The following is a 24,833-nucleotide window of genomic DNA, read 5'->3' as shown; positions in this document are numbered from 1 at the left end:
AATGAGCCGCCCATTATACTCAGAAATATTAGCTTTGCAACGACTAATTGTAATAAATACAAAAATAATGCTTTCCCTTCCCAGAAAATGCCGGCCGCTTACTCTTTTACCGGCCTTTTTTCCAGTTTTCTTTGCAAGGTTCTTCTGTGCATATTCAATGCTCTGGCAGCGGCTGAGATGTTACCGTCGTGCTGCATCAGCACTTTTTGCAAGTGCTCCCACTCCAAGCGCTTGACCGATAGCGGATTGTCACTGATAGCTACCGACGCATCGCCTTCGTTTTTGTATAAGGCACTGACAATCTCATCGGCGTTGGCCGGTTTGGTCAGATAATGGATCGCGCCCAATTTGATAGCCTCTACAGCTGTGGCTATACTGGCAAAGCCGGTCAACATGACGATTTGGGTATTGTCATCCAAGGAAATCAATTTCTTGACCATCTCCAGACCGGAATCGAAACCGATCCGCAAGTCGATTACCGCATATTCAGGCTCGGTTTGTTCCGCCAGTTTCATTGCCGTATCGACATCATTGGCGACAGTCACTTGAAAATTGCGCTTTTCCAACGCCGGCTTCAGCACCGAACAAAAGGTGACGTCATCATCGACCAGCAATAAATTGGGCTTATCCATAGGTAATTGGTTCATGCATACTCTCCTTAGCTAATAGCGGCAAACTGATTTCGACGCAGGCGCCGCCCGACTCTAAATTACTGAACTGTATTTTACCGCCGAGCCGCTTGATAGTGGTATAAGTCAAAAACAAGCCAACCCCCATGCCTTGCTTATTGCTCTTGACCGGTTGATGCCCGGCAAACTCGATAAATTCAGCGGGCAAACCTGGACCGAAATCCCTGATTTTCAAGTTTAGTGTTTCTTCATCCCATTCCACATGAAACTCGATGCCCGCATCGACCGGCGATGCCTCAGCTGCGTTATTTAGAATATTGATGATAGAGTGAGTCACGGTACGTTCCGCAATCACGCGCGCATCCATATCCACATTCGGCGAAATAAATAGTTTCAGCCGGGTAGCGGCTTTATGCGTGCGCCACTGGCCCAATACTTCATCGATATACTCGCTCACCAGCATCACCTTGCCGGATTCCGCCCGCATCTCGCCGGCGGAGGCCGACATCACCGACAAGGCTTGTTTGCAGCGATCAATCTGCTGCTGAACAATCACCAGTTTCTGGTGCATATCCGGATAACGATGTTCCGACAACTCTTCCGCCATCTCATGCGTCAAAATGGCAATCGTCCCCAACGGTGTGCCCATATCGTGCGCGGCACTAGCCGCCAAGGTGCCCAGGGATACAACTCGTTCGTCGCGTAGCGCACTCTCGCGGGCATCCGCTAAATTTCGCTCACGTTCTTTCAAGGTTTTGGACAGTTCGACTACGAAAAAAGCTACCAAGCCGGCGCTAAACACAAAACCAAACCACATACCAAATACATGCAGATTGAAATACCGCCTGTCGTTCATCAAATGCATTTGCAGACTCATTTCCGGCGTCATCTCCGCCATTGCCGGATGCGCCATATGCGGCTCCACGGCCGGCAAGGGTACGTTGTAGGCAATCAGCACGGTATAGACGCAGGACGTAATGATTACCATATTCCAGGCATAAGCCTGCGGTAGCATGATAGCGGTAACAATTAAAGGTAAAAGAAACACCCAAATAATCGGGTTTGACGCGCCGCCAGTGAGATAAAGCAAATAGGCCAGCGCCAACACATCCATGCATATTTGCGAAAAAATCTCGTGCTCGGTTACTTCTTCCGGCGTTCTCAGTCGCAGCCAGGTGTATAGATTGAGTATGGAAATCGCAAAAATCGCCAGCCACAACTGATTTTGCGGCAAATTGATACCCAAACCGTTCACCGCGATAAATACCGCTACCGTGACGGCAAACAGCATCAAATTTCTAAGAATGTATAACCAACGCAGGTTTTCGCGAATGGAGATTTCGGCTTTGGGCAGAATGTGTGAAAGCATAGAAACAACACTAAATTGAAGAAAGCACCGCAGCGATATACTACCGCCGCTCGCTTAATAAGGTGGAAAGCCAACCAAACTTGGATGGCGGCCACCTGAGTATTCACAATCGATTTTTGGTAGCAAAACCTTAACCCCGTTTGCTCACCCGATATAAACCCCTACGCGCCTTGGCAAATACGGAATTAAGCTAGCCGCTTAAAAGATCGAAAGAAAATCTACGAGCTAATCTTTCCGGAGCAAACACAAAGGTCTGACGAATCATGCCCCTAAAAAATAGTGCGGCATATCACGCACCGGCCAAACGCCAGCCGCCGTTTTTATCCACCCATCTCATGCTCAGCCAATACCAGAACGTCATGGGCAGCATCATCGCAAACCATTCCCAATCGTCGATTAAAAATAATTTGGCAACCCAGCCGTTGCCATCGAAATAGAGTGGCCAAGGCACACAGTACAGAGTAAAAACAATACTACTCCAGATCAACAGTAACGCACCTTTGCGGGTTTCTATACTGGACAGGGCCAGGAACACCCACAACGGGATTTTATCGGTTTTTTGCATACATCTCTCCACTGAAAAATCTCATACCAACCCAATTAGCGGCGCAACAACCTAACAATAAATGACCAGAAAAGAAAGGAGTTCCTGATCTAATTCGCGAAAACAAACTGCCATATCCAGGCGAGACCATTCACCAACAATTAAACTGTGTTATATAAACCAAGCGCCTGAGCCATTTCCCAGAGCTTCGCCCGATACTCACTCAAGTCACCCTCGACAAAATAAGCCGTAATAGGCTGAAATTTATATATTTTATTAAGTTGGCCCATTATTCGCTTTTCCTAGTGAACTTGCTTCGTGGTTTGCTTTCCGAAAAGCGGTTAGTAGGTCTCTATCCCTGCCATGTCTGCCGCTGGCGTAATTAGCAAATCTCTGAAAGCAAGAATTGCCACACCCGTCGAGAGGCGGGGCCGGAAAGCCACGGTTCTTAAAAATAACAAGAAAGCCGGGTTGCTAGATGTCGTGGATGAGAGCCGTTCGATTTTTAACGAAGCGGCTAATCACTAAGGACATTTTAATTCTGCGCGTACTACTTTCTTTCGAGGGAAATAATGAAAAATTTTGCAAAAATAATAGCTGCATCAACTACTCTGGTGGCGTCTTTAGCCGTATCTCCAACCGTATTCGCTCATAACAGCTACAACCTGGGCGGGTATGGAGACATCAGCCCTACCGGAGGCACTGGCGGACTTCCAGGCGGCACTTCCGGCGGCAATGCCATTGCCCAAACCCTGGCCGGCAACCAAGCCGTTTGGACGAACGGTCCCATTACACCATGGCTGGATTCCTCCACGACCTTGCCATCCATAGGCTATTTGGGATTGCACAATAGGACCACTACACGCATAGTCGAGACCGGCAACTATTGTGGCGGCACCACAACAGCGGATTGTGTCGGCACGGCAAACACCAATACCAATAGCCTGTTAAGACAGGTTTACAACTACAACCACAACGCAGCCAACGCCGGCAATCAGTTACCTACCGATGTTCAGTTTGCGGTTGGCGCCAACTCCTGGCAGGCCGGCGTTTCTGCCGCTAATACCGGCTTGGATTTCGCCAATGTGCATACCAGCACTGGAAGCGGCAATCCGGAAGCTAATTTGCTGACAACCGGTCCGCTGTATTTGAACATTACCTTAGCAGACGATTTGAGCGACATCGCTCTCGGTTCTCAGAAATTGGCATTTTCCGTGTATGGCGGTTGGGCGCAAGGCCCAGGCTTGACTGGATTGACATTACTGACGACGCAATTGGCAGTCAATGCCGGCGACAGCCTGGGTGTCAGTTTAGCTTTGCAAGGTTATCAGTTTAATGGTGCGGGAACAGGTGGCGAATACACCATCGCCATTGGTGACCAAAGCGCAGCCGGCGGCAAATACAAGCTGACACTGACTACCAACGAAGTGGCGCAATATGCCAACAATATCGTGGTCGCGTCTGTGCCTGTTCCAGGCGCAGTCTGGCTGTTCGGCAGCGCCATGGCCGGCTTGATCGGTTTCGGTCGCCGCAAACAACCACTAGCGGCTTAATTGCCAAGCGGGATTGCCACCAGACAACGGCAATCCCCTCGCCAAGCATTGTTTAACGAAAGGCTTCCTCTCATTTATTTCATTCGATAGAGATCCAAAATGACTGCAAACTCACCCTTTAAAAAACTAGTATTAGCGGGCGCCATGGGCGCGCTGATGTCAGTCAGCGGCTTGGCTAGCGCTCACGTAACCTACAATTTGGCTGCCGGCGATACCTTCCCGCCGGACGGTTCCGCCACGGGCCCATGGTCTGATGGCGATCCAGGCTATATTGGCAATTTGCCCGCCACCTGGGTCGCGATGATCCACAACGACGGCGGCGTAGCGAACTCGCAAACCGCCAGCGGCCACGGCATAGGCATGGGCGCCAAAGCTTATAAAGATGGCGCGACTAACTGGGGGCATACCGCCGATTACGGTTTGTTTGAATTGCATGCCGACGCGGAAGTGACTATCACCGTATCGTCGGACGGCTCCAATCTGCGTCCGGCTTTTGGTTTGTGGAGCGGCTGGGATACCGCGGGCAGCAGCAGTCGCCATCAAAGCTACCTGAACAACGGCGCACTAAATCCAATGGCTGCCAGCCCACTGGGCACAACACTGGCTTTGGTTGACGCAAGCGCCTGGACCTTCGCGGCCACTCAAGGCACCACCGCTACCGCGACGCTGACCCGCTTCCTGACCGCCGGTAATTACACGCTGATTTTGGGCGGTTACGACGGCACGGTAGGCGGGGCCAATCTGGCCTATACCGCCACCATCTCCGCTGCTGCGTCACCGGTACCCGTACCGGGCGCGGTTTGGCTGTTCGGTAGCGCGATGGCGGGCTTAGTCGGTTTCGGCAAACGCAAAACGGCAGAAAACGTCTGACGCGTTTCTATGTAACTTAAAGCTGATTTTAACCTGATGTCCTTGAAGACCCGTGTTATTGAGGGCCGGGTTAATCAGTAAAAAATCAGTTCGGTTTCGGTCAAGGACGACCGGGGGCACGGAAGCTCCATTTTTACATCCGCTCTATCCAAGTCTGCTTAACCCAAAAGCTTAACCTACCCTTCCCATTCGCTTCATTCATGCGTAACCGAACGCATCGATATACGGCGCCAAGATCGGCAAAACCGGTTCGTAAAAACTTTCATAGTGCTGCCAACGTGCAACCGAGCGCGAATAAATCGGTTGAGAAACAGCAGCAAAACTCGGCGTGGCAATGTAACGGCCTTTAGCCTTTTCATGAAACGCGCTCACTTCGGCCACCCATTCCAAATCCAATAACGCAAACACCCGGCGAAAACTGTTTTCGAAATCGTTGACGGTATCCTCGTAACGCAATTCCATATAACGCGGCTGAATCATCGGCTTCATGTAAAGCCACAGCGCCATCACGGCGGCATATTGCTTGGCCACACCTTCCCAGCTCAGCAAATTGACTGCCACGCTAGACGGCTTAAACACTTGCTGGAAACAACTGAGACAGACATCGCGCGGATCGCGCAGAGCAAAGATAATCCTGGCCTCCGGAAATAGGCAGCTAATCAGGCCTATATCGATACTATTCAGCGCCACTTTGTCGATGAAGCGTTTATTCAAGGCATCCGCGCCATATTCCTCGCTAACCCGTCGCCAATAGTAAGCGCGCAATTTTCGGACGTCGTCCAAACCAAGCTGGCGGAGAGCAGCTGGAATGTCCTCTCGAAAACCGCTCAACCTTTGCAGCTCTTGAATCAAACCATGAATCAGATCATTTTCATCGGAGGTAAACACCTGGGGATGCGCCGCCAGCACTTGCTCGGTCAGCGTGGTGCCGGAGCGCAGAAAGCCCAGCAAAAAAGTCGGTACCGGCAAACTATCGGCAAAGTCGCTTAGCGCCCATCGATGCAGTAAAGCACTATCAAAGCCTTGCTTATTACGTAGAATCGCGCGAAAAACCTGTCCGGCATCAAGCGAGCTGACTTCAGGTAATTGCTTATACAAAGCCTTTGCTTGTTGGCAAGCCGCAAACGATGCCTCGTATTCTTCCAGCTTATCCAGCACCCCTACTAACTCCTGCAAGGCGCGTGCGGTCTGCTGCATATTGCGATTGGCGGCTACCACATTCTGAAAGCGCTGTTTGGCTTCCGGCAAACGGTTTAAATGCGCTTCCAGCACAGCCAACATGTTATTGCAGGCCGGATCGTCGGGACGTAGTTCGCAGACCTTACTGGCAAAAGGCAAGGCTTCTTCGAATCGATTAACCCGCGTCAAATACAGTGCCCGGTTATTCAGCGCCGCCGGATTTTCAGGTTCCAGCTTAACCGCCAGTTCGGTCAGTTTCAGCGCGGTATCCAGATCGCCCCAGTGATGCAATTGCTCGGCCAGCTCCAGAATAAAACGGATATTGCGGGTTTGCTGGGCGTCAATTTCCAGTTGGCGGGCGGCCTGTTGCAGATAGGCCAAGCCCTCACGACGCTGCTGCTGCCAGCACAATGCCTGCCCCAAACCGGCCAGCGCTTCCGCATGATTGGGCTGGATCGCCAAGACTTGCCGAAACCCATGCAGCGTACCCACCATATCGCGCCGCGCCACGGCCTGCCAGGCTTGCGTTAACGCATCGTTCACGCTGGGTTGAACCGGCCTTGCGGCGGCTTCGGCCTGCTTCAGGCAACAGGCTTTATATTTTTTGCCGCTGCCGCATGGACACGGATCGTTGCGGCCAAATTTACCGTTGCCGGCTGCTGTTGTATTTTTCATATCGTTCCCTGACGAGGCATAGATTATTGGCGGCAATTATAAATCCGCCAGCACTGCCAACGCTTCTTGAATATTGCTGACCGCATGTATTTGCAAGTTCTTCACCGCATCCTTGGGTTTATTGCTTTTGGGGATGATCGCTCGCTTGAAGCCGTGCTTGGCCGCTTCGTTGAGCCGGGCGTGACCATTGGCCACCGGGCGAATTTCGCCGTTTAAACCCACCTCACCAAAAAACACCGTGTCGTAAGGAATGATGCGATCACGCAGACTGGACACCACGCCTATCATGATCGCCAAGTCGCTGCTGGTTTCCGTGACTTTAATGCCGCCGACTACGTTGGCGTATATCTCGTCATTACCAGTAAAAACGCCGCCGTGGCGGGACAACACCGCCAGCAACATGGCCAGCCGGTTCTGGTCCAAACCCACCGCCAGCCGGCGCGGATTGCCGTACTGGCTTTCGGTGACCAGGGCCTGAATCTCCACGAGCAACGGGCGGGTGCCTTCCCACAGCACGGTCACCACGCTGCCGGGCGACGGCTTTTCCGCGCGGGATAAGAACATTGCCGACGGGTTTTTCACTTCCTTCAAGCCGCTGCTTTCCATCGCGAAAAAGCCCAACTCTCCGACGCTGCCGAAGCGGTTCTTGTCGGCACGCAACACTCTAAAGCGCGAGTCGTCGGTGGACGACAACACTACCTGGGCATCGACGATGTGGCTCAAGGTCATCGGCCCGGCTAATGATTGATCCTTGGTGACGTGGCCGACCATGAAAAATGACACGCCGGTACGCTTGGCGTATTGCGTCAGATAACTGGCAGACTCGCGCACCTGCGACACCGAACCCGGCGCCGAATCGGAATCGGCCGTGTACATCACCTGAATCGAATCGATGATCACCACCTTGGGCTGCTCCTCGTCCAAGACTTGGCAAATCTGCTGTACCGAGGTTTCGGCCAACATTTTGATGCCGGCAGTGTTCAATTGCAGACGATGGGCGCGCTCGGCGATCTGTTGCAGCGATTCCTCGCCAGACACATACAACACCGGCAGTTGCTGGGCAATATGACCGATGGCTTGCAGCAGGATGGTACTCTTGCCGGCACCCGGTGCGCCGCCGATCAACACCACGCTGCCGGTAACGATGCCGCCGCCCAGCACCCGGTCGAACTCGGCCAGGCCGGTGGAAATCCGTTCGGCCTGGGCCAGATTGACTTCCGACAACAAACGCACTTCGCTGCGGCTGCCGGCATAGCCGGAGTTATCGCGCGCGCTTTTACCGCTACCCAGCTTCACTTCCTTGATGCTGTTCCAGGCCCCGCATTGATTGCATTGTCCGGACCAGCCGGGAAAATCGGCGCCGCATTCGGTGCAGACGTAGGCGGATTTGGTTTTTTTAGCCATAACGATATTTGATTTCTGGTTGATAAACGTCGCAACAGGCGGTTAGGCTTTCATACTCAAAAAGCCTTTTGTCTGTTGTGTCATTTAAGGCGAAGCCGACAATCACACAATGCACGACAGCCTTGCCTTTCGCCTCATGTCCCGCATTTCTCGGTCGAAGGCCGCCATCAATATGCGTTCGAAGTAAAGCTTGCCGTTGACATAAGGGAAGGCGGCTAGCTGTTCATCCAAGGTTTTCAGGCGTTTGTCGTGGGGTTTGTCCAACACTTCAAACAGGTTGACCAGCAATTGCGCGAGGTCTTGGCCGTCTTCCGCAGTGCGCTGTTCGATGAGTTCCCGAAACTACCGCCGCTCTAGGGCTGGTAGGCGCTGTTGGCGAAACGTGCTTCACCCAAGAAAATCCTCAATCGTCCGAGCAATCTCCGGAAAGGCTTGCAGCACTTTTCGGTCGGCGGTAATCAGTGGGACGTTCAACAGTTTGGCTAGCGCGACGAATTCGCAGTCGTAAGCCGAGCAATCGCTGCCGGCCACTAATTGCAAAACCTGGGCGGATGAGACTTCGTATTCGTTTTGCTGCAGCAAGGTTTCAGCCTGCCGCACAATTCGTAAGGCGTCGTCCAAGGCCAATAGGTTTTTGCGTAGATACAAAGCCAGGACATTGCGAAATTCGCTTTTCCATAGATTGGGTGCAAGCCACTGCGGTTCCTGTCTCAACAGCTGTTCGGCTTGTGCGGATTTTTCGCTATTGAGGTAAAGATAAGCAATCGTGTTGGTGTCGGCAACAATCATGGTCGGCCGGCAGATTTGGCTTGGTCGATGTCCTGGTCGGTTAACAGGTAATGCGCGGTTTTCTCGCGCAGTTGCCGGGCCTGAGCGAGATGCTGATCGACACTGAGCCGATGCGGATCGATTACCCTTTCCACGCAGTAAATGACTTCACTGTTAATGCTGCGGTGGTGCAGTTTCGCTGCGATTTTTAGCTGTTCGTATAAATCGTCGGGGATGTTTTTTAGGGTCAAGGTTGCCATGGCGCTCGCCTAGAAAATCAAATGGGTTCCATTATGGAACCAAATCAATACCTGTCAAGCGGCCGATCAGTAAAACACCCTAAACAAGCGCTGAATCTGCCCAAACTCGTACAAATACGGCTGCGCCACGTCGCGGTTGGCGGCGACGACGATCAAGTCGTGGGAAAACACCGAGGTGTTGTACCAGTTGAAACTGCCGTCGATGACGATGTAATCGTCGATCACGCAGTATTTACTGTGGATGGGCGAGTACGGCACCGGCAGATCGTCCTGGCCGTAAACCAAGCCCACGCGTATCCCGGCATCGCGCAGACGTTGTACGGCCGGTAACAGCGGCCTTGCCAGTTCGTCGGCCATGCTGCGCTCGACGCCGATTTTGCCTTGACGGGCCAAGTGGCCGTTGAACAGCAGTTGCACATCAACACCACGGTCACGGGCCTGGATCAAGGCGTTGACGACGCTGTCATGGTGATCGCCCAGCAAATCGCCGATCAAAAACAAACACAGCTTCAAGGAACGGCGCGCTCTATGAATTTCCGCCAATATAGCGTGATGCGGCCGATAAACCCTGCCATTAGCCATGGTGTGGCGGCCAAAGGTATATAACAAGTTGAATGGGCTGAGCGGGTCGACGCCATACTTTTGAATCACACCGCCGCGCTGGCTCTGGAAGATGTTGTCCAGCAAACGGCACACACCCTTGGAATGAAAACTCATCCCCGATTCCCAGTTGGCCCACCAGCGATCGAAAGTGATGTTGAACGAGCCGATAATGCAATCCTCGTCGTTGAAGATCACGAACTTGGTGTGCATGTCCGGTTCCACTTCGATCAAGTGGTGTTTGGGCGTGCAAAACACGCCAACCAGTTCAATGCCGGAGCGTTTCAAGCGCGCGTAATTCTGACTATTGGTCAGCGTCATCTTCCGCCAATCGACGATGCATTGCACCCATACGCCCTGCTGGCTGGCGTGAATCAAGTGGTTAATAAAATCGCCGTCGTCGATGCAATCCACGCTGACTTTAATGGTGCATAAGCGGTCGGGCTGGCTGTGTTTGGCCGCGATGACTTTATCGATATGATCGTGAATAAAGCGCTTGGGATGATAGGGGTGAAATTGCTGGCCCTTGGTAAATTTGGGCGTCAGTTGCAAGGAGTCGAAATGATGGTTGTACCAATCCACATCGCTTTGCAACTGGCCGGGGTCCAGCTCGTAACTGCGGAAATGGTTGGGCGTGGCCCAATGCTCGTTAATATGGCGCTGCTGCGGATGATTGTCGCGCAACTGGTCGCCGTCCATGAAAATATAATCATGCCGCGAGGCAATGGAATGCTCGCCCAAATGCACGATAAACGAAAACTTGATGCAGCTGATCTTGCCGAATTGCCCGGAGTGCGGCATCACGTAAAAATCCCGCGTCGAGCGCTTGTGCCTATCCCACTGCACATCGTAAGCATCGGTGTCGACGATATAAGTTTCGCAGATAGACTCCCGATACACCTTCAGCACCACCTTCAAATTAGCGGCAATGCCGTGCGACATGTCGAAGTCTATCTTGCCCCAGCGCACGTCGAAGGTTTCCCTAAAATCGTTACCGCGTTGAAAACAACCGCCCAATTTGCCAAATACCGGTTTGGCGTAGTGTTCTGCTACTTGCATATGGTGCTGCCTAATTAAACAAGCTTTATTTTAATTGTAAAATCGCCTTAGCAATTCAGTCTATAGCGGCTCAAAGGTCATCAGATAGCCGCAATGATCGGATACCGGCCCGTAATCCTGCTCGGTGAACACAGTTCGCGCCGAACTGGCCCGCAGGCCGCTGTCTTTGTCCATAAAAATGTAATCGATTCGATAATCGTCGGCCAGATAATCCTGCCAATGCGCGTCGTTAACCCGAAAAATTTGTTGAAACAGTGCTGGGGCGTTGGCGGCCAGATATTGATCTTCATATTGATGGCCGTTGACCACCAATTCGTAACCAGTCGAGCCGGCGGCGATATTGAAATCACCACACAGCAAGGTGGCATCCACCTCAGCGCTGCGTTTGCCGTTAGCCCAAGCGGATAGCCGTTGAAATTGTTGCTGGAAGCCGTCTTCCCACCAACTCAAATGCGCGGAAAACACATCGAGAGTACCGATATACGGCACCTTGATCCGCGCCGACACCACTTTACGGGAATGAATGCTGTAAGCATCGTGACTATCCGACACGTAGCGGGCTTCTTGCTCGGCCAAGGGATGGCGGCTGAGTATGGCCACACCTTCGCGGAATTTGTCAAACCCCAGGTGCGACCAGTCGGTGTAAAGATGAAACGGTTGCGGCAAGCGCTGATTGATAATATTCGCGGAGTTCGACGGCCAGTCGCCGCGACCGTCATTCCAATACTCCGCCACTTCCTGCAAACAGACTACATCAGCGCCAAGTTCGTCGATGGCATTAGCAATTTGCCAGAATTTCCGGTCTTGCTCGTCTTCCTGATAACAATGCAGATTTAGAATCAACAGCCGCAGCGGCGTGCGGCTTAGGGTGTAATTTTGGCCGGCGTTGTTGTCCCACAGCGTCTGCTCCTTACTTTCGCAGCTGATACTGTATTGCAGACGAAACGCCTCCCCCACCCTGATCCGCCCGCTCCACACTTGGGCGAGATGCAGTCCGGCATAGAGGGCTTTACTGGCGGATTTTCTTTGCGCCTGGCGGCGGCAACTGGTCGTATGGCTGTGTTGCCAGTTATCGATAGTCCAGTGGATGGTGACTTTCTCTACCTCCAGAGCGGCGTCTACCGCCAGCTTGATCGGCACGGAATGCTGACCATCCAGAAGTTGTTCGGCATGGCTCAATTGTAGTATCGACGCAGCGCCGGTTAATCTGCCGCCGCTACCCGCACCGCTGAAATAATCGCCATCCTCGTTATTATCCCAATACTCAGTGCCGGCGGCTTGCAGACGCAAGGCAAATCGAATATCGCCGGGTATCTCGGCATGTGGCTGCGGCGGAAACACGATTTCGGCCTGCCAATACTCCCAACCATCTTCCGCCTTACGGTTGAATAAGGCCGGCAAAAAGTGCCAGACGCCGTCTTCGCCGGCCCAGAGCACTTCCACCTGCTTGTGATAATCCAGGTCTGCGACTTGAATCAAAAACAGTAAGGATTGCTGACAGGCCACAGCTTTGCCGGTCACATTATTGGCTACATACAACAATTGGATGTTATTCATAGCTCCCCCTGGAGGTTGAGTTAGGCAGTGCCCGCCACGGGCGTCTGTCTAGGCGGCATAATGGCGAAAGTCAATATCCGGAAAAATATCGTCCATGATCTCCAGCGCCGTCAGATAGCGTTCATCGATACGATTTTTGCGGATCGCATCGTGCAGATAATTAAAACGGGCCAAATGATCGGTAATGCGTTTGCGCGCATAATCAATGGTGGTGCCGGCCTTCATGATAAACGGCCAATCCGAAGACTGCGCCAGCAACAGTGATCGGGCGGCCTGATTTAAAGCGCGCCGCTGCAAATCACTCACGCCAAAGCCGCGCAAATCGCCCGCCAGCTTTTCCATTTCGGCGGCGGCCTTGTGCAATAAGGGATAAATCCAGTCGTTGCTTTCGTTCAGCCAGTAACTGGAATAACCGTGTTCGCCCCAACTGGAAGCGGCCGGCGTAGCCCGCACGTGCTGCAAAGGCAATTCCAAATAATCGCCGCAACTGACGGTCTGGACACCGTTTTCGCTGCTGGCTGCCAAGCGTAACACTTGCTCTAGCCATAAAGGCCCTTCGAACCACCAGTGTCCGAATAGTTCAGCATCGTAAGGCGCGACGATAATCGGCGCTTGCGGCATTTCCGCAGCCAGCGCGTCGATTTGCTGCTGGCGGCGCAAGATAAAATCCTCGGCATGCCGGCGCGCTTTTAGCCTGGCCAGTTCAGGCTGGTAAACCTGCTTGGTTTGCTTGGCGCCGGTGATGCGGAAATACTTGATGCCGGTGTTAATCCGGGTTTCGCCGTCCAAAATATAAGGCGCGATATATTCCAGAGGCAAATCGAAACCGATGTCGCGATAATACTCGCGATAATCGCCATCGCCCGGATAGCCTTCCTCCGCGCTCCACACCTGTCGCGACGACGCCGGATCGCGGCCGAACGCCGCCACCCCGTTGCCGCAGTCCAGCGGCGCATAGACACCATAGCGCGGCGACTGGTCGGCGTCCATGATCGCGTGACTATCGACGAAAAAATAATCTATGCCTTCGGCTTTCAGCAGCTGTTCCAGGCCCGGATAATATCCGCATTCCGGCAACCAAAAGCCGCTCGGCGCAAAGCCGAATTGGCTGTTAAAACTGGCAATGCCAACGCCAATTTGATTGCGCACCGACACCGGGCTGACATTCAACAATGGCAAATAGCCATGGGTGGCGGCCGTAGTGATCAACTCCAGGCAGCCAGCGCTGTGATGATATTGAAACGCCGTGAGCAAATCGCATTGATAGCGTTGCTGATAGCGATGCAAGGCATCCTGAAACCACTGCATATACATCTGTGCCAACGGCTCGAACTGCGGCAGCCGGCGCGTGCGCTCCAACTCCCGTTCCGCCAATTCCAGCCTGCCTTGCAGATAATGCAGATAACGGTTTTGCAGTAATGGGTCGCGCAACATCGTCATCAGTGTTGGCGACAGGGATAAGGTCAGCCGGTACGGCACTTGGTCGACATGCAAGCGCTCCAGCATCGCCAACAAGGGCAGATAACATTCGGTAATCGCTTCGAACAGCCAGTTTTCTTCAAAAAAACTGTCGTGTTCGGGATGATGCACATAGGGCAAATGGGCATGCAAAACGATGCTGAGATAGCCTTTGTTCATCGCGGAGTTAATTTTGTTGGCCGGACGCGGTTACGGCAAGCGCCGAAGACGCTTGGGACGGCGGTATTATAAACTGCGCCATCGTCGGCGACAGTCTTTCCGTCATCGGCGACACTTGCGGTGCGACGGAGGCAGCCTGCGAATACGCCAAGGGGCTGAATTCCTGCTGAGCGTTTAGCCGACCAATCGCTACCTGGTAAATCCCGGCGATGCAGTTGTCGCCGCTGGGTAGCGTAATCTGCTGTTGGCTGTGTTCGGCGGCAACCGGCACATCGAACCAAGTCTTGGCCGAGTCTTGCGGCGACGAGACCGCTTCAGCCGGCGCAGGCCGACTGTAAACGCGCAAGGTCAAAGGCTGGACATCTGGCGGTTCGGCAGGCGGCGTAGACGCCTGTGCCACGTCATCAAGCTGCCAATAGACATGGATATGTTCCGGATCGACCGGCAACGCAACCAACTTGGCGCTTTCAACTTTGGCGGCAGTGAGTTGCTGGCGTGGGGCGAACTCGCGATTAATCTGCTGACTAATGCTTAACAGCTCTTGCGGCGAAAAGCCGCTACTCGTCAACCGCGCCGCGCCAGCTCTAAACCGGCGCGGGGCAAAGCCCCGGCTAATCTCCAGACTAATAGCCCGCATTTCCTCCGCAGAAAGCGGCATGCGGACTTGAGACGGTGAGGAGGAAAAGGCCATCGGCAATGTTAACGGGTCGGGTGACTAGGTTTTATCCTGTGGATAGCGGACATTCCGCGACGTATCGCCGCAGCGACCGGTCTTTATAGACTCTAACCGTTGTCGATTATTTACGCAAGGCGTAGGCCCGCAGCCCCTATATGCAGTAAAATCAGGACTAATTCACAGTTTCTCGGTAAAGGGCATGCACAAACCATACAGTTTAAAGTCAGGGAGTCCCTATCCTCACGGCGCCAAGGTTAGCGAGGGCGGCGTCAACTTCTCCATCTCCAGCCGCCATGCGACGGACGTGGAACTGCTGCTATTTGCCGAGCCTGACAGCATAAAACCCTTACAAGTCATACCCTTACAAAAAGATAAAAACCATACGTTTTTCTCTTGGCACGTCTTTGTCGAAGAACTGCCGGTAGGCACTTGGTATGCCTGGCGCATCGACGGCCCGGACAACACCCGCGAATCGGGCCTGCGGTTTGATCGCGAAAAATTATTGCTGGACCCGTGGGCGCGCGCTATCAGCGACAAATTATGGAACCGCGCCGCCGCCTGCAAGCCTGGTGATAATAGCCATCACGCCATGCGCGCAGTGGTCGTCGACGACCGTTACGACTGGGAAGGCGACACGCCGCTGGCCATTCGTAGCGAAAAAGCCATTATTTACGAATTGCATGTCGGCGGTTTTACTCGCCACGCTTCCGCCAAGGTGAAGCACCCAGGTACCTTTATCGGCCTGATCGAAAAAATTCCTTATCTGAAAAAACTCGGTATCACCCATGTCGAACTGCTGCCCATCATGGCCTTCGATGAGCAAGACGTGCCGCCGCATACCGCCGATCTGGGCTTGAAAAACTACTGGGGCTACAGCACGCACAGCTTCTTTAGCCCGCATCCCGGTTATTGCGTCACACCGGAACAAGGCACGCACATCCGCGAGTTCCGCGATCTGGTCAAAGCCTTGCACAAGGCCGGCATTGGCGTGATCATGGACGTGGTGTTCAATCACACCTCGGAAGCCGGCGCCGACGGCCCGGTAATTAACTTCAAAGGCATTACCGGCAACAGCTTTTATTTGACCGACAAGCACGATAAACGCATCTTTCACGACTATACCGGCTGCGGTAACACTGTCAATGCCAATCACCCGCTGGTCACCAACTTCATCATCAGCTGCCTGGAATACTGGGTGCGGGAAATGCATGTCGACGGCTTTAGATTCGACCTGGCCAGCGCTTTGGCGCGCGGCGAAGACGGCAGCGTACTACAGGATCCGCCTCTGGTCTGGGGCATAGAACTATCCGAACAACTGGCCAAAACCAAGCTGATTGCGGAAGCCTGGGACGCGGCCGGCCTTTATCAAGTCGGCAACTTTCCCGGCTATCGCTGGGGAGAATGGAACGGCCGTTACCGCGACGTGATTCGCCGCTTCCTACGCGGCGACACCGGCATCATCAGCGAAGTAGCCACGCGTATCTGCGGCAGTAGCGATCTCTATCAACATCAGCACCGCCTGCCGATCAGCGGCATTAACTTTGTCACCTGCCACGACGGTTTTACGTTGAAAGATCTGTTCAGCTACAACGAAAAACACAACACCGCGAACGGCGAAAACAATCGGGACGGTTGTAGCAATAATCTCAGCAGCAATTGCGGCGCGGAAGGCCCGACCCCCAACCCTGCCATCTGCAAACTGCGGCGGCAACAGGTGAAAAACGCCTTTGCGGTTTTGCTGCTTAGCCATGGCGTACCGATGTTGCTGGCTGGCGACGAATTTCTGCACACCCAGCAAGGCAATAACAACTGCTATTGTCAGGACAACGAATTAAGCTGGCTGAACTGGGATAAAGCCAAGGAGAATGCCGACGTGCTGCATTTTGTGCAGCAGATGATCCGCTTGCGCAAACGTCATCCAGCCTTGATGCGTCGAAATTTCCTCACCGGCCGAAAAATGGAAGGCAAAGATATGGCCGACATCAGCTGGCATGGCCTGGAAGTAGATCAACCGCCGCGTTGGGACGACCCGAACACGCGGATTCTAGCCTTTACGCTGGCGGCATTAGGCAAAGACGAAGCTGACCTGCACGCGATAATGAACATGTCCGATAGCAAACACAACATGCAGCTGCCGGAGGTTGAAGGCAAAAGCTGGTGTCTGGCTTTGGATACCGCACAAACATCGCCCAAAGATATTATCGAGCCTGCGGAACAAAAAGCGCTGAGCAAACCCTGGTATACCGTGGAGCCGCATTCGATTGTGGTGTTTGAAAACATCCAACAAGCCGGTATCGATGGTGGCGATAGCGTGGCGAAACGGTCCGCCAGTTTTTTCAGCAAATTGACCGGCATCAAGTTGCTCGACCAGCCGGCGACGGAAATACCGACAAGTTAATGAGACAGCCTGTTGTCAGGGAACGCTATCGCGTACCCTGACCTACCGGACTTATCGCGTTATCACTGGCATGGATGACCGGAACCCAATTTCGCAGGCGAGATTGTCGCGATAGCGGCATCGCCGCCCCATGAGCAAGAATTTTCGTGCCTGGGAAAATTTTGACTCCGAGTCTGCGGCCTGGATTGCCCATGAACACGCCAAAGCAGCGAATTACTAGCGCTTGGCCGGCTTGTCCCCTACCCAGTTAGGGTGTGGGACGTACTTATGAACCTGTGCATCAAGTTCTTGGCTGTGATACATGTCCAGGCACTTAAGCAGGTTGAATTTCGCCCCAGCGTAACCTTCCACCGGATTGCTGTAGTCTCGATGCAGATATTTCTCAACAAGTTGATCGATTGCCGGATTCCCTTTATCGTCGTTGTAATACGTCCATTCCAAAAACGCGCTCTTGGTAATGTCAGCATCCTCGCCTGCCGGCGAATCCTTGTAAGCGGTTGATAAGCAGGCGGCCAGCGCCCTGTCTTTATAATTTTCGGCGTTGCTACGTCGTGTGGCAGCGATGGAATCCGCGATAGCCGTCAGTGAATAGCAACATAGCCCCACGGCAACGAATGTGTGGATGGCTTTCATTTGAGCACCCAGAAATTTGCCTGGCTAGTGCGATATGTCACGCCTGGCTCGTTGAAATAGCAGTGGTCATAACAAGTCGTTCCGTCGAATAGCGTTGCATGACCGCTAGCATCACTCCAGCCATGAACTTCGAAGAGGACAATACCCTTTTTGCCTGACAGCGTACCACCGCCAGCGGGCGGATACGCAACGGCTTCTGGCGGCCCCCATTTGAGGTTCAGAAAGGAAATTACGTCTTTTACCCGGTAAAAATAGTTTCGATGGTCCCCACCTTTCTTGGTTTTCCCCGCTGTCGCCGGGATGATCACGCCGGATTGATTCAGGATATAACTCATGCGCACGGCACAAGTATTTACCCATGGGTTCTTTTTGTCCCGGATATGTGCGGCTACATCGCCTCCTATCACTTGGGCTACTTTCTCTCCGGAGTTGGTTGGGTCGTAAATTTTTTGCGATGCGGCCCATGCTGTTGCGAATGCTGGTTTAGCCAAAACTACGCTCCTAAGGTGGATTCAAATTAAACCAATTTTATGGCCCTGAACAACATATCAGAACTGCCTTATTTAACAGGCTTTACTATTCCTAACAAACAAGTAGATAAGGCCAACCGGTGCAATGAAAATTGCACACGCCCAGCAGATAAGCATCGTAAAAATTTTTACAAACAGCAACATCAAGGCGTTCACAAAGAATACGTTTTTGCCGATGATGAAATCGACCACACTTTCATAAACAAACCTTGAGTAGGGATATAAAACCGTATTGATGGCAAAAAATGCAATGGCCTCTGCCTTTAGTGCATTATGGGTTGGCGATTGGCTACTGGCATAGATAATGAGTGCTGGGAATATCAAACCAAATACAAATTGTCTGAAGTAGTATTGACGCGTTAAGCCTCCGAAGGTTTTCGCAATGACTGGATGCATTTATTTTTCCCAATTTTAAGATCTTATGGTGTGATTGTTGAGCAGTTGAATATCAACTATAACGCATTTTCTCAGTTGCTTAAATTTTTACTTAGCCTGCCGATGCATTCGATAAATTGAATCCATTACCTCAGCCTTCAGAATACACACCACGTTTCACACAACCATGAAAGCGCGAATGGGGGCCACTCGTCCCCCTGAGTCAGAATAGTTGTTGCCTCAATCGAACACGTCGCCCCAATCCGGTGGTGGCGGGGCCTCTTCGGCTGGGGTTGCGTCAGTGTCAGCCGGTTTTGACTGCTCCGAATCGGTGTCGGCAAATTGTGCTTCAGTCTCGGTAGCCGGCTCGTCGGCAACCGGTTTTTCACCCGCTTTGGGTAAGCCGTCCAGATAACTATCCAGCAAACTGCACAGATTTTCGTAAAATCCGCCCACCGTCTGCTGCTGCATTTGCTGTTCTATAAACCCATATAAAAACTGCTTTTCCGCCGCAATCAGATTTTCGCTGACGGCCTGCGCGGTTTGTTCGTCTAAGTGATGTTTACCGGTCAAGGCCAAGGCCAACCTGTCGCTGCGCCGTTCCTGCCGGTCCTTAATGTCTTCCAGCAATTCTTCGATGCCGGCCAGCCGCCGACGTTTATTCCGGCGATTAACGACCAGCACGGCGATCAGGCCGGCCAACAACAACAGCGACAATTCTCCTAAGCCGATAAGCAGCAGAGATTGATTCATTTGCCCAACTCCGTAATGCTCTCGCGCACACCACGTTCGGCATCATGGAAAATTTGCAGCATCTTTTTACTGCTGTTTTCCAACTCTAAGGCGGTCTGGTTGCCGCTAAACACACGGGTATATTCGGCAGACATTTCGTCGATGGTTTTCATCGCGTTATCCAGTTGCCGCACCAGTTGTTGGTTAATACGCTCCAAGCCTGCCAATTGATGCGCTTGCGGCGAATCCTGCACCGCAGCAACCGGCGCAGTCGCGCCCCGATTCGCCAGCAAATTCTGATAAGGCTCGGTTAGGCGGCCGATACGTTGCTCGATCTCACTCAACAACACCAACTCGCGTTTCAGAAATAAGCGAATCACCCCTTCAAACACAGCGCGTTCAGACGCGTTGACTTCTTGCAACAATGGCTCGATCTCCGCTGTAGCCAACCCGCAGTTTTCCTCCAGAAATTGCTCCAGCCAGCGATTTTTGACGATGGCCTGCTCTTCAAGCTCGGTAATGAAATGATCAATTTCGGCCATCTCCTTCCCTCGCCGGTTTCTCGAGATAAAAAACAGCACGATAACCAGCAGCGTCAAAAACCCCAACGCCTCCGCCGCTAATATCACTACCACGGAATCGAATGGATTCATGACAATCTCTCCAGTAACTGCTGATGTTTTTCTGCTTGGCTTTTTTTCAGGTAACGATAGGTAAAAAACCCACCAACACCCAGTATCAGATTGATGGTCAACAGGATGCCGCCAACCAATAACCAATTGGTTTCCGGGGCGTCCGGCGGCGGATGTTGCTCATGGTCAGTCTGCTCATGCTGCTCGGCATCGGTTTTCTGATCGGTTTTTTCATGATCGCCTGACTCGTGATGTGCATCAGTCTCTGCCGCCGGTGCGGCAACCTCGACTTTCTCGGCAGCAACGAACCAACTGTCATCGATAGTGAGCGGTTTGATCGCCGGCGTCAGCGGCTTGCCGGCATGATCTTTAGCCATCACGTTGAAATTGACATGCGTGGTGGTCTGCGGCGGCAAACCGGCCAAATCCAGCAACCAGACTCCATCTTTATTGGTCAGCGCTCGGGTTTCCGGCTCATGCCCTGCTTGGTTAATCACCGCATGGACCACAAAGCCGGCAGGATCGATCAACTTGGGATCCGGCAGCAGTTTCAAACTAACCTGACGCTGAGCAGCATCCACGTGCTTCTCCACGGCAATAGGCGTGGCAACTACGTCGATCTCGTGAATAATTTCGCGCTTGAAGGTCTTGCCGTCGGCGACGATTTTCAGCAGATGTTTACCCAAACTTAAATGTTCGACGTTATGCTGGTAAAAGCCGGGCTCCGTAGCCAAGGTATGCATTTTTGCGGGCGCTTGTTGATCTTGGATAATTTCCAGGGTCAACATGCCCAGAAAATCGGCACGGTCGATCAGCTTATTTTTATCGGTGAAGTGCGCTTTGATTGGCAAGGCTTCATTCTCGCCCAGAAAATTGGGAATTTCGCTAAGTTGCAGTTTCAGGTCGGTGACGATCATGACTTGGTTATCGGGATCGACTTCCGCCACCAAGCGCCATTCGCCGATCAAGGGTTGCTTGACGGTGATCAGGTCGTACGTCTGACTTTCCAGCCAGGACACATTGGCGACCATGCTTTGTTTACTGATGCTTTTACCGTCCGGCGCAACCAATTGCGTCGGCGCGGCATGCGGCTTTTTGAACACCAACACCGAAAACTCGTGGATGCCGCTATCGACCTTGAACTTATTGTCGGTCAGCGGCAAGGTTTCTTTCGGCGCGGCTTTTTGGGCCATTTTCAAAAATACCCGCTGCAATTGTTCGGCCGATTGCGCGGTTTCCGCCCAGCCGCCGGTCTCAAACGCCAGTTTTTCCAGCAGCTCTTTGTCGGCCTGCTCGGATAAGGCGATGGTTTGCACGTTGATATTTTGTTGCTGGAGTTTAGGGATCCACTCACTAAGAATTCGTTCGCGGGAATCCGCGCTTTGCATGATGTCCTTGGAAATATCCACAAAACCGTCGGTCAATAAAATCAGGTGTTTCTTGCCGCTACCGGTAAATCCTTGGCTGAGCACGGTCTGAATCGCATCTTCGATATGAGTGTACAAACCCCGAGAATGAATATTGGCCGTGGCTTTGCTGGCCTGCTGTTTCCAGGCAGAACTGACGGCATCGGTCGCGGACAACGGCGCGGTTTTTTCGGCGAACAGCCAGAACGAGGCCTTGGCACCGTCCGGCAGCAAATTGACCAACAACCGGCTGGCGTCTATGCGTAGATTTTCCGGATCGTTCTGTTTCATGCTGCCGGATACGTCTATCAACACCTGAATTTCGTCGGCGCCGGCAGCGGCAGGCGCGGGCTGGCAGTGCGCGGAATCGACACCTAATACCAACACGCAGAAAACCGAAAATACAATCGACTTGAACATAAGTCCGCCAACAAAAGTTTAGGCAATGGATAGCAAATATAGCCCAAGCATCTGACTGTTCTATTATTTTTTAAATCAGGCTGCGGCCGGCATTACACTTTATAATGTTTTCACTATTTCAACCAAAGGAGAACTTATGTCTATCAAACGAATGGTCGACCTGGATTTGGCCGGCAAGCGCGTATTAATCCGCCAAGATTTGAATGTGCCGGTTAAAGACGGCAAAGTCACCAGCGACTTGCGCATCCAAGCCAGCGTACCGACTGTGGAAGCCGCATTGGCCGGCGGCGCGGCAGTGATTTTGATGTCGCACTTGGGCCGCCCCACCGAAGGCGAATACGACGAAGCCTCCAGCTTGAAACCAGTCGCCGAGCGCTTTTCGCAATTGCTGGGTCAACCGGTGCGCTTGGTGAAAGACTGGCTGGACGGCGTGGAAGTAAAACGCGGCGAAGTGGTACTTTGCGAGAACGTGCGTTTTAACAAAGGCGAGAAGAAAAACAATGCCGAACTGGGCCAAAAAATGGCTGCGCTGTGCGACATTTTCGTGATGGACGCCTTTGGTACCGCGCACCGCGCCGAAGCCTCGACCCATGCCGTAGCCGAACACGCAGCCATCGCTTGCGCCGGCCCGCTGTTGGCTGCCGAGCTGGATGCATTGGGCAAAGCCCTGGAAACCCCTGCCCGCCCTTTGGTGGCTATCGTCGGCGGCTCCAAAGTGTCCACCAAATTGACCGTACTGGAATCACTGTCTTCCAAAGTCGATCAGTTGATCGTCGGCGGCGGCATTGCCAATACCTTTATCGCCGCAGCTGGTTACCCAGTCGGTAAATCCTTATATGAAGCGGATTTAATTCCGGAAGCCAAACGTCTGATCGCCTCCGCCAAGGAACGCGGCGCGGATATTCCGGTGCCGGTCGATGTGGTATGTGCGAAAGAGTTTTCCGAAAGCGCTGCGGCTACCGTGAAAAACGTCGCCGACGTGGAAGCTGACGACCTGATCCTGGACATTGGACCGGAAACCTCCAAGCAATACGCGGAAATCCTGAAAACCGCCGGCACTATCGTCTGGAACGGCCCGGTCGGCGTATTCGAAATCGACCAATTCGGCGAAGGCACCAAATCGCTATCAATGGCAATTGCCGAAAGCCCTGCCTTCTCGATCGCCGGCGGCGGCGACACATTGGCGGCGATAGACAAATACGGCATCGCCGATAAAGTGTCTTACACATCAACAGGTGGCGGCGCGTTCCTGGAGTTCCTGGAAGGCAAGGAATTGCCGGCGGTAGCTATTCTGCAAACTCGCGCTTAAGCACGGCGCTCTTGACGGGGCTAAGCGACCCAGTCAAATCTAGTAATTTATGAAATGGTGTACCAGTTGATCCGCATGGAGAATTGTTGATCGACTGGTTACGCCCCCTCAGCGACAACGGCCCTTTTATGTTCGGTTTCACCATGAATATCACGCTGCTACTGGCTCTGTCATTGTTGCCCAAACCTTTAGTTGCGAATTCCGAGAATCCTACCCTCCCAAAGACGGATATCGCCACACCTTCTTTAGGTGAAAATGATTCCTGCGTGTCAGGTCCCTTTGAGACAGATATCGAAAGACTGAAGAATGCAACCCCCTTGCAAGACATTACGATTGCTGAGCGGAAGGCTGCAAACCTTAGAATCCCAATTGAGATTGAAAAAATTCGTGAGGGTGGCTACTCGCTATTTGTTGGCAGTTATATCAACAATGGCCTCATAACGTGGTATGGGTTTGACGTAGAGCGTCGTCTCTTTATCGCTGTTCTTGGGCATATTGGACCGTTGCTAGATAAGGTGCCAAGCGAAGAAAAATTAAGTGACGCGCAATTGCTTCACTACACAGACGCCGCTGGATATCGTCGAAGTGAATTTGTAACTGTGTCGGATGCGACTCCAGAGCAAGTAAGAGAGTTTTCGTGCTTGGCTAACGAATTATCAGTGACTCACAGGGATCCACAACCTACGTTTCGTAGAATGACGGATACTCTAAAGAAGGAGTTCGTGCTTATCCATAATGGGAATCGGCTGCCTAGCGGTGGAGGCGATGCAAGGCGGAAATCTGAAGGCATGCTTGAAAAATTTGTGGCCAAGCCACTCCAAGAACCAATTATGCAAACATACCGAAAATGACGCGAAACCTCGCGTTGAATGGTTGCCTTTGGGCGCTTTCACCTCTCAGTAGCAAGTAGCCTCGATGAAATCGAGGTTTCGAAGACCAATCCCCTTCAATTGCCGAAGTGGGTTTGGTGGTCGGTAAGCCGATGTCCTCGATTCCGCTATCGCTGCATCGAGGCTACAATGGCCTGACTTCAATCGACGTAAGGAATGGCGATGGTGGCGTATCGGCGTAATTTCGTGGCGGGTGGCACCTACTTTTTTACGGTGACGTTGCGCGATCGCCGGGCGCGTTTTCTGGTCGAACATGTCGGCGATTTACGCCGAGCGTTTGCGCAAACCCGAGCCCGAAAACCCTTCGTGATTGAGGCTATGGTGGTATTGCCCGATCATTTGCATACCATCTGGCGTTTACCGGAACTCGATACCGATTATCCCGGCCGTTGGAAATCGATCAAATCACTGTTCACTCAGGCGCTGGACCGCCAGGGTATGGATGTCGGCAAACGGCATGACGGCAGTGCATCTATCTGGCAACGCCGTTATTGGGAACATACCATACGCGACGAACAGGATTGGTTGCATCACATTGATTACATCCACTTCAACCCGGTGAAGCATGGTTGGGCGCAACGCGTGCAAGATTGGCCGTTTTCATCGTTTCACCGTTATGTCCGTCGCGGTTGGTTGCCTTTGAACTGGGCTGGCGAGAATGTTGCGGATCGGAATTTCGGCGAACCGTAGCCTCGATGAAATCGAGGTTTCGAAGACCAACCCCTTT

General features: G+C 52.7%; 24 protein-coding genes and 1 riboswitch. Of the genes, 6 read left to right on the top strand and 18 right to left on the bottom strand.

The genetic code is table 11. From position 1 onward, the window contains the following. Window positions 1-98: 98 nt before the first annotated feature. The 3 genes from ACR64Q_RS03375 to ACR64Q_RS03365 all read right to left on the bottom strand — a co-directional run bounded on the left by ACR64Q_RS03375 (window position 99) and on the right by ACR64Q_RS03365 (window position 2,563). Entirely contained in the window at window positions 99-647 is a 549-nt protein-coding gene (locus ACR64Q_RS03375; protein ID WP_026603562.1) for a response regulator transcription factor, read from the bottom strand. Beyond that, complete coding sequence (locus ACR64Q_RS03370; RefSeq protein WP_026603561.1) at window positions 625-1,998, bottom strand: ATP-binding protein; 1,374 nt, start codon at window positions 1,996-1,998, stop codon at window positions 625-627. The genes ACR64Q_RS03375 and ACR64Q_RS03370 overlap by 23 nt, the downstream gene beginning before the upstream one ends. A gap of 289 nt (window positions 1,999-2,287) precedes the next feature. After that, complete coding sequence (locus tag ACR64Q_RS03365; protein ID WP_313733585.1) at window positions 2,288-2,563, bottom strand: hypothetical protein; 276 nt, start codon at window positions 2,561-2,563, stop codon at window positions 2,288-2,290. Window positions 2,564-2,940: 377 nt separating this feature from the next. Beyond that, a riboswitch (cyclic di-GMP riboswitch) is annotated at window positions 2,941-3,021 on the top strand. Window positions 3,022-3,114: 93 nt separating this feature from the next. On the opposite strand from ACR64Q_RS03365, the gene ACR64Q_RS03360 reads away from it, so the two are divergent. Both ACR64Q_RS03360 and ACR64Q_RS03355 read left to right on the top strand, forming a co-directional pair. After that, the gene (locus tag ACR64Q_RS03360) at window positions 3,115-4,095 is read left to right on the top strand and encodes a hypothetical protein (protein WP_313733584.1); all 981 of its coding nucleotides are present in this window, start codon (window positions 3,115-3,117) and stop codon (window positions 4,093-4,095) included. A gap of 99 nt (window positions 4,096-4,194) precedes the next feature. After that, on the top strand, window positions 4,195-4,965 hold the full coding sequence (locus ACR64Q_RS03355; protein ID WP_155931150.1) for a hypothetical protein: 771 nt from the start codon (window positions 4,195-4,197) through the stop codon (window positions 4,963-4,965). Window positions 4,966-5,163: 198 nt separating this feature from the next. Here ACR64Q_RS03355 and ACR64Q_RS03350 read toward each other — a convergent pair whose 3' ends face one another. The 9 genes from ACR64Q_RS03350 to ACR64Q_RS03310 all read right to left on the bottom strand — a co-directional run bounded on the left by ACR64Q_RS03350 (window position 5,164) and on the right by ACR64Q_RS03310 (window position 14,763). Next, on the bottom strand, window positions 5,164-6,819 hold the full coding sequence (locus tag ACR64Q_RS03350) for a tetratricopeptide repeat-containing sulfotransferase family protein (RefSeq protein ID WP_313733583.1): 1,656 nt from the start codon (window positions 6,817-6,819) through the stop codon (window positions 5,164-5,166). A 36-nt stretch (window positions 6,820-6,855) separates the two neighbouring features. Beyond that, entirely contained in the window at window positions 6,856-8,223 is a 1,368-nt protein-coding gene (gene radA, locus ACR64Q_RS03345) for a DNA repair protein RadA (RefSeq protein WP_313733582.1), read from the bottom strand. A gap of 102 nt (window positions 8,224-8,325) precedes the next feature. Then, window positions 8,326-8,553: a type IIL restriction-modification enzyme MmeI gene (locus ACR64Q_RS03340; RefSeq protein WP_313735064.1), complete on the bottom strand. Its 228-nt coding sequence runs from the start codon at window positions 8,551-8,553 to the stop codon at window positions 8,326-8,328. Window positions 8,554-8,610: 57 nt separating this feature from the next. Beyond that, the gene (locus ACR64Q_RS03335; RefSeq protein WP_313733581.1) at window positions 8,611-9,012 is read right to left on the bottom strand and encodes a type II toxin-antitoxin system VapC family toxin; all 402 of its coding nucleotides are present in this window, start codon (window positions 9,010-9,012) and stop codon (window positions 8,611-8,613) included. Next, complete coding sequence (locus ACR64Q_RS03330; protein WP_313733580.1) at window positions 9,009-9,251, bottom strand: FitA-like ribbon-helix-helix domain-containing protein; 243 nt, start codon at window positions 9,249-9,251, stop codon at window positions 9,009-9,011. Before ACR64Q_RS03330 ends, ACR64Q_RS03335 begins: the two co-directional genes overlap by 4 nt. A gap of 66 nt (window positions 9,252-9,317) precedes the next feature. Continuing rightward, complete coding sequence (locus tag ACR64Q_RS03325) at window positions 9,318-10,910, bottom strand: phospholipase D-like domain-containing protein (protein WP_313733579.1); 1,593 nt, start codon at window positions 10,908-10,910, stop codon at window positions 9,318-9,320. A gap of 60 nt (window positions 10,911-10,970) precedes the next feature. Next, window positions 10,971-12,467: an endonuclease/exonuclease/phosphatase family protein gene (locus ACR64Q_RS03320; RefSeq protein WP_313733578.1), complete on the bottom strand. Its 1,497-nt coding sequence runs from the start codon at window positions 12,465-12,467 to the stop codon at window positions 10,971-10,973. 48 nt (window positions 12,468-12,515) lie between these two features. Continuing rightward, the gene (locus tag ACR64Q_RS03315; RefSeq protein WP_313733577.1) at window positions 12,516-14,105 is read right to left on the bottom strand and encodes a glycoside hydrolase family 57 protein; all 1,590 of its coding nucleotides are present in this window, start codon (window positions 14,103-14,105) and stop codon (window positions 12,516-12,518) included. 7 nt (window positions 14,106-14,112) lie between these two features. Further along, window positions 14,113-14,763, bottom strand: a complete 651-nt coding sequence (locus tag ACR64Q_RS03310) for a DUF4912 domain-containing protein (protein ID WP_483823267.1) — start codon at window positions 14,761-14,763, stop codon at window positions 14,113-14,115. A 217-nt stretch (window positions 14,764-14,980) separates the two neighbouring features. Here ACR64Q_RS03310 and glgX point away from each other — a divergent pair, with 217 nt between their 5' ends. Continuing rightward, window positions 14,981-17,179, top strand: a complete 2,199-nt coding sequence (gene glgX / locus ACR64Q_RS03305) for a glycogen debranching protein GlgX (protein WP_313733575.1) — start codon at window positions 14,981-14,983, stop codon at window positions 17,177-17,179. Window positions 17,180-17,395: 216 nt separating this feature from the next. On the opposite strand, the gene ACR64Q_RS03300 is transcribed toward glgX, so the two are convergent. From ACR64Q_RS03300 to ACR64Q_RS03275, 6 genes are all read right to left on the bottom strand, one after another. Beyond that, window positions 17,396-17,812 (bottom strand): type VI secretion system amidase immunity protein Tai4, encoded by a 417-nt coding sequence (locus ACR64Q_RS03300; RefSeq protein ID WP_020483090.1) that lies wholly within the window; start codon window positions 17,810-17,812, stop codon window positions 17,396-17,398. Then, window positions 17,809-18,303 carry a type VI secretion system amidase effector protein Tae4 gene (locus tag ACR64Q_RS03295; RefSeq protein WP_313733574.1) on the bottom strand — a complete coding sequence of 165 codons (495 nt, stop codon included), beginning with the start codon at window positions 18,301-18,303 and terminating at the stop codon, window positions 17,809-17,811. The genes ACR64Q_RS03300 and ACR64Q_RS03295 overlap by 4 nt, the downstream gene beginning before the upstream one ends. A gap of 72 nt (window positions 18,304-18,375) precedes the next feature. Then, window positions 18,376-18,738, bottom strand: a complete 363-nt coding sequence (locus ACR64Q_RS03290; protein WP_313733573.1) for a hypothetical protein — start codon at window positions 18,736-18,738, stop codon at window positions 18,376-18,378. Between the two features lie 219 nt (window positions 18,739-18,957). Next, complete coding sequence (locus tag ACR64Q_RS03285; RefSeq protein ID WP_313733572.1) at window positions 18,958-19,470, bottom strand: hypothetical protein; 513 nt, start codon at window positions 19,468-19,470, stop codon at window positions 18,958-18,960. Then, window positions 19,467-20,102 (bottom strand): hypothetical protein, encoded by a 636-nt coding sequence (locus tag ACR64Q_RS03280; protein ID WP_313733571.1) that lies wholly within the window; start codon window positions 20,100-20,102, stop codon window positions 19,467-19,469. The genes ACR64Q_RS03285 and ACR64Q_RS03280 overlap by 4 nt, the downstream gene beginning before the upstream one ends. Then, window positions 20,099-21,907: a vWA domain-containing protein gene (locus ACR64Q_RS03275; protein ID WP_313733570.1), complete on the bottom strand. Its 1,809-nt coding sequence runs from the start codon at window positions 21,905-21,907 to the stop codon at window positions 20,099-20,101. Before ACR64Q_RS03275 ends, ACR64Q_RS03280 begins: the two co-directional genes overlap by 4 nt. Window positions 21,908-22,043: 136 nt before the next feature. Here ACR64Q_RS03275 and ACR64Q_RS03270 point away from each other — a divergent pair, with 136 nt between their 5' ends. The 3 genes from ACR64Q_RS03270 (at window position 22,044) to ACR64Q_RS03260 (ending at window position 24,796) form a co-directional block, all read left to right on the top strand. Then, window positions 22,044-23,216: a phosphoglycerate kinase gene (locus tag ACR64Q_RS03270; protein WP_313733569.1), complete on the top strand. Its 1,173-nt coding sequence runs from the start codon at window positions 22,044-22,046 to the stop codon at window positions 23,214-23,216. A gap of 86 nt (window positions 23,217-23,302) precedes the next feature. After that, complete coding sequence (locus tag ACR64Q_RS03265; RefSeq protein ID WP_313733568.1) at window positions 23,303-24,067, top strand: hypothetical protein; 765 nt, start codon at window positions 23,303-23,305, stop codon at window positions 24,065-24,067. Window positions 24,068-24,268: 201 nt separating this feature from the next. Next, a complete protein-coding gene (locus tag ACR64Q_RS03260; RefSeq protein ID WP_313733567.1) occupies window positions 24,269-24,796 on the top strand; it encodes an REP-associated tyrosine transposase in 528 nt (175 codons plus the stop codon). The last annotated feature ends 37 nt before the right edge of the window (window positions 24,797-24,833 follow it).

The organism is Methylomonas sp. 2F7 (genome assembly GCF_057126975.1).
Note: the sequence above shows the minus strand (reverse complement) of the source record. Positions and strands in the feature narration are given on the sequence as shown.

What these genes read in the sequence shown, in the direction of transcription:
- ACR64Q_RS03355 (WP_155931150.1), top strand. Translation starts at nt 4,195, where the DNA reads ATGACTGCAAACTCACCCTTTAAAAAACTAGTATTAGCGGGCGCCATG.
- ACR64Q_RS03375 (WP_026603562.1), bottom strand. Translation starts at nt 647, where the DNA reads ATGAACCAATTACCTATGGATAAGCCCAATTTATTGCTGGTCGATGAT.
- ACR64Q_RS03360 (WP_313733584.1), top strand. Translation starts at nt 3,115, where the DNA reads ATGAAAAATTTTGCAAAAATAATAGCTGCATCAACTACTCTGGTGGCG.
- ACR64Q_RS03330 (WP_313733580.1), bottom strand. Translation starts at nt 9,251, where the DNA reads ATGGCAACCTTGACCCTAAAAAACATCCCCGACGATTTATACGAACAG.
- ACR64Q_RS03260 (WP_313733567.1), top strand. Translation starts at nt 24,269, where the DNA reads ATGGTGGCGTATCGGCGTAATTTCGTGGCGGGTGGCACCTACTTTTTT.
- ACR64Q_RS03335 (WP_313733581.1), bottom strand. Translation starts at nt 9,012, where the DNA reads ATGATTGTTGCCGACACCAACACGATTGCTTATCTTTACCTCAATAGC.
- glgX (WP_313733575.1), top strand. Translation starts at nt 14,981, where the DNA reads ATGCACAAACCATACAGTTTAAAGTCAGGGAGTCCCTATCCTCACGGC.
- ACR64Q_RS03280 (WP_313733571.1), bottom strand. Translation starts at nt 20,102, where the DNA reads ATGAATCCATTCGATTCCGTGGTAGTGATATTAGCGGCGGAGGCGTTG.
- ACR64Q_RS03310 (WP_483823267.1), bottom strand. Translation starts at nt 14,763, where the DNA reads ATGCCGCTTTCTGCGGAGGAAATGCGGGCTATTAGTCTGGAGATTAGC.
- ACR64Q_RS03300 (WP_020483090.1), bottom strand. Translation starts at nt 17,812, where the DNA reads ATGAAAGCCATCCACACATTCGTTGCCGTGGGGCTATGTTGCTATTCA.
- ACR64Q_RS03315 (WP_313733577.1), bottom strand. Translation starts at nt 14,105, where the DNA reads ATGAACAAAGGCTATCTCAGCATCGTTTTGCATGCCCATTTGCCCTAT.
- ACR64Q_RS03320 (WP_313733578.1), bottom strand. Translation starts at nt 12,467, where the DNA reads ATGAATAACATCCAATTGTTGTATGTAGCCAATAATGTGACCGGCAAA.
- radA (WP_313733582.1), bottom strand. Translation starts at nt 8,223, where the DNA reads ATGGCTAAAAAAACCAAATCCGCCTACGTCTGCACCGAATGCGGCGCC.
- ACR64Q_RS03370 (WP_026603561.1), bottom strand. Translation starts at nt 1,998, where the DNA reads ATGCTTTCACACATTCTGCCCAAAGCCGAAATCTCCATTCGCGAAAAC.
- ACR64Q_RS03350 (WP_313733583.1), bottom strand. Translation starts at nt 6,819, where the DNA reads ATGAAAAATACAACAGCAGCCGGCAACGGTAAATTTGGCCGCAACGAT.
- ACR64Q_RS03275 (WP_313733570.1), bottom strand. Translation starts at nt 21,907, where the DNA reads ATGTTCAAGTCGATTGTATTTTCGGTTTTCTGCGTGTTGGTATTAGGT.
- ACR64Q_RS03365 (WP_313733585.1), bottom strand. Translation starts at nt 2,563, where the DNA reads ATGCAAAAAACCGATAAAATCCCGTTGTGGGTGTTCCTGGCCCTGTCC.
- ACR64Q_RS03325 (WP_313733579.1), bottom strand. Translation starts at nt 10,910, where the DNA reads ATGCAAGTAGCAGAACACTACGCCAAACCGGTATTTGGCAAATTGGGC.
- ACR64Q_RS03290 (WP_313733573.1), bottom strand. Translation starts at nt 18,738, where the DNA reads ATGCATCCAGTCATTGCGAAAACCTTCGGAGGCTTAACGCGTCAATAC.
- ACR64Q_RS03270 (WP_313733569.1), top strand. Translation starts at nt 22,044, where the DNA reads ATGTCTATCAAACGAATGGTCGACCTGGATTTGGCCGGCAAGCGCGTA.
- ACR64Q_RS03285 (WP_313733572.1), bottom strand. Translation starts at nt 19,470, where the DNA reads ATGAATCAATCTCTGCTGCTTATCGGCTTAGGAGAATTGTCGCTGTTG.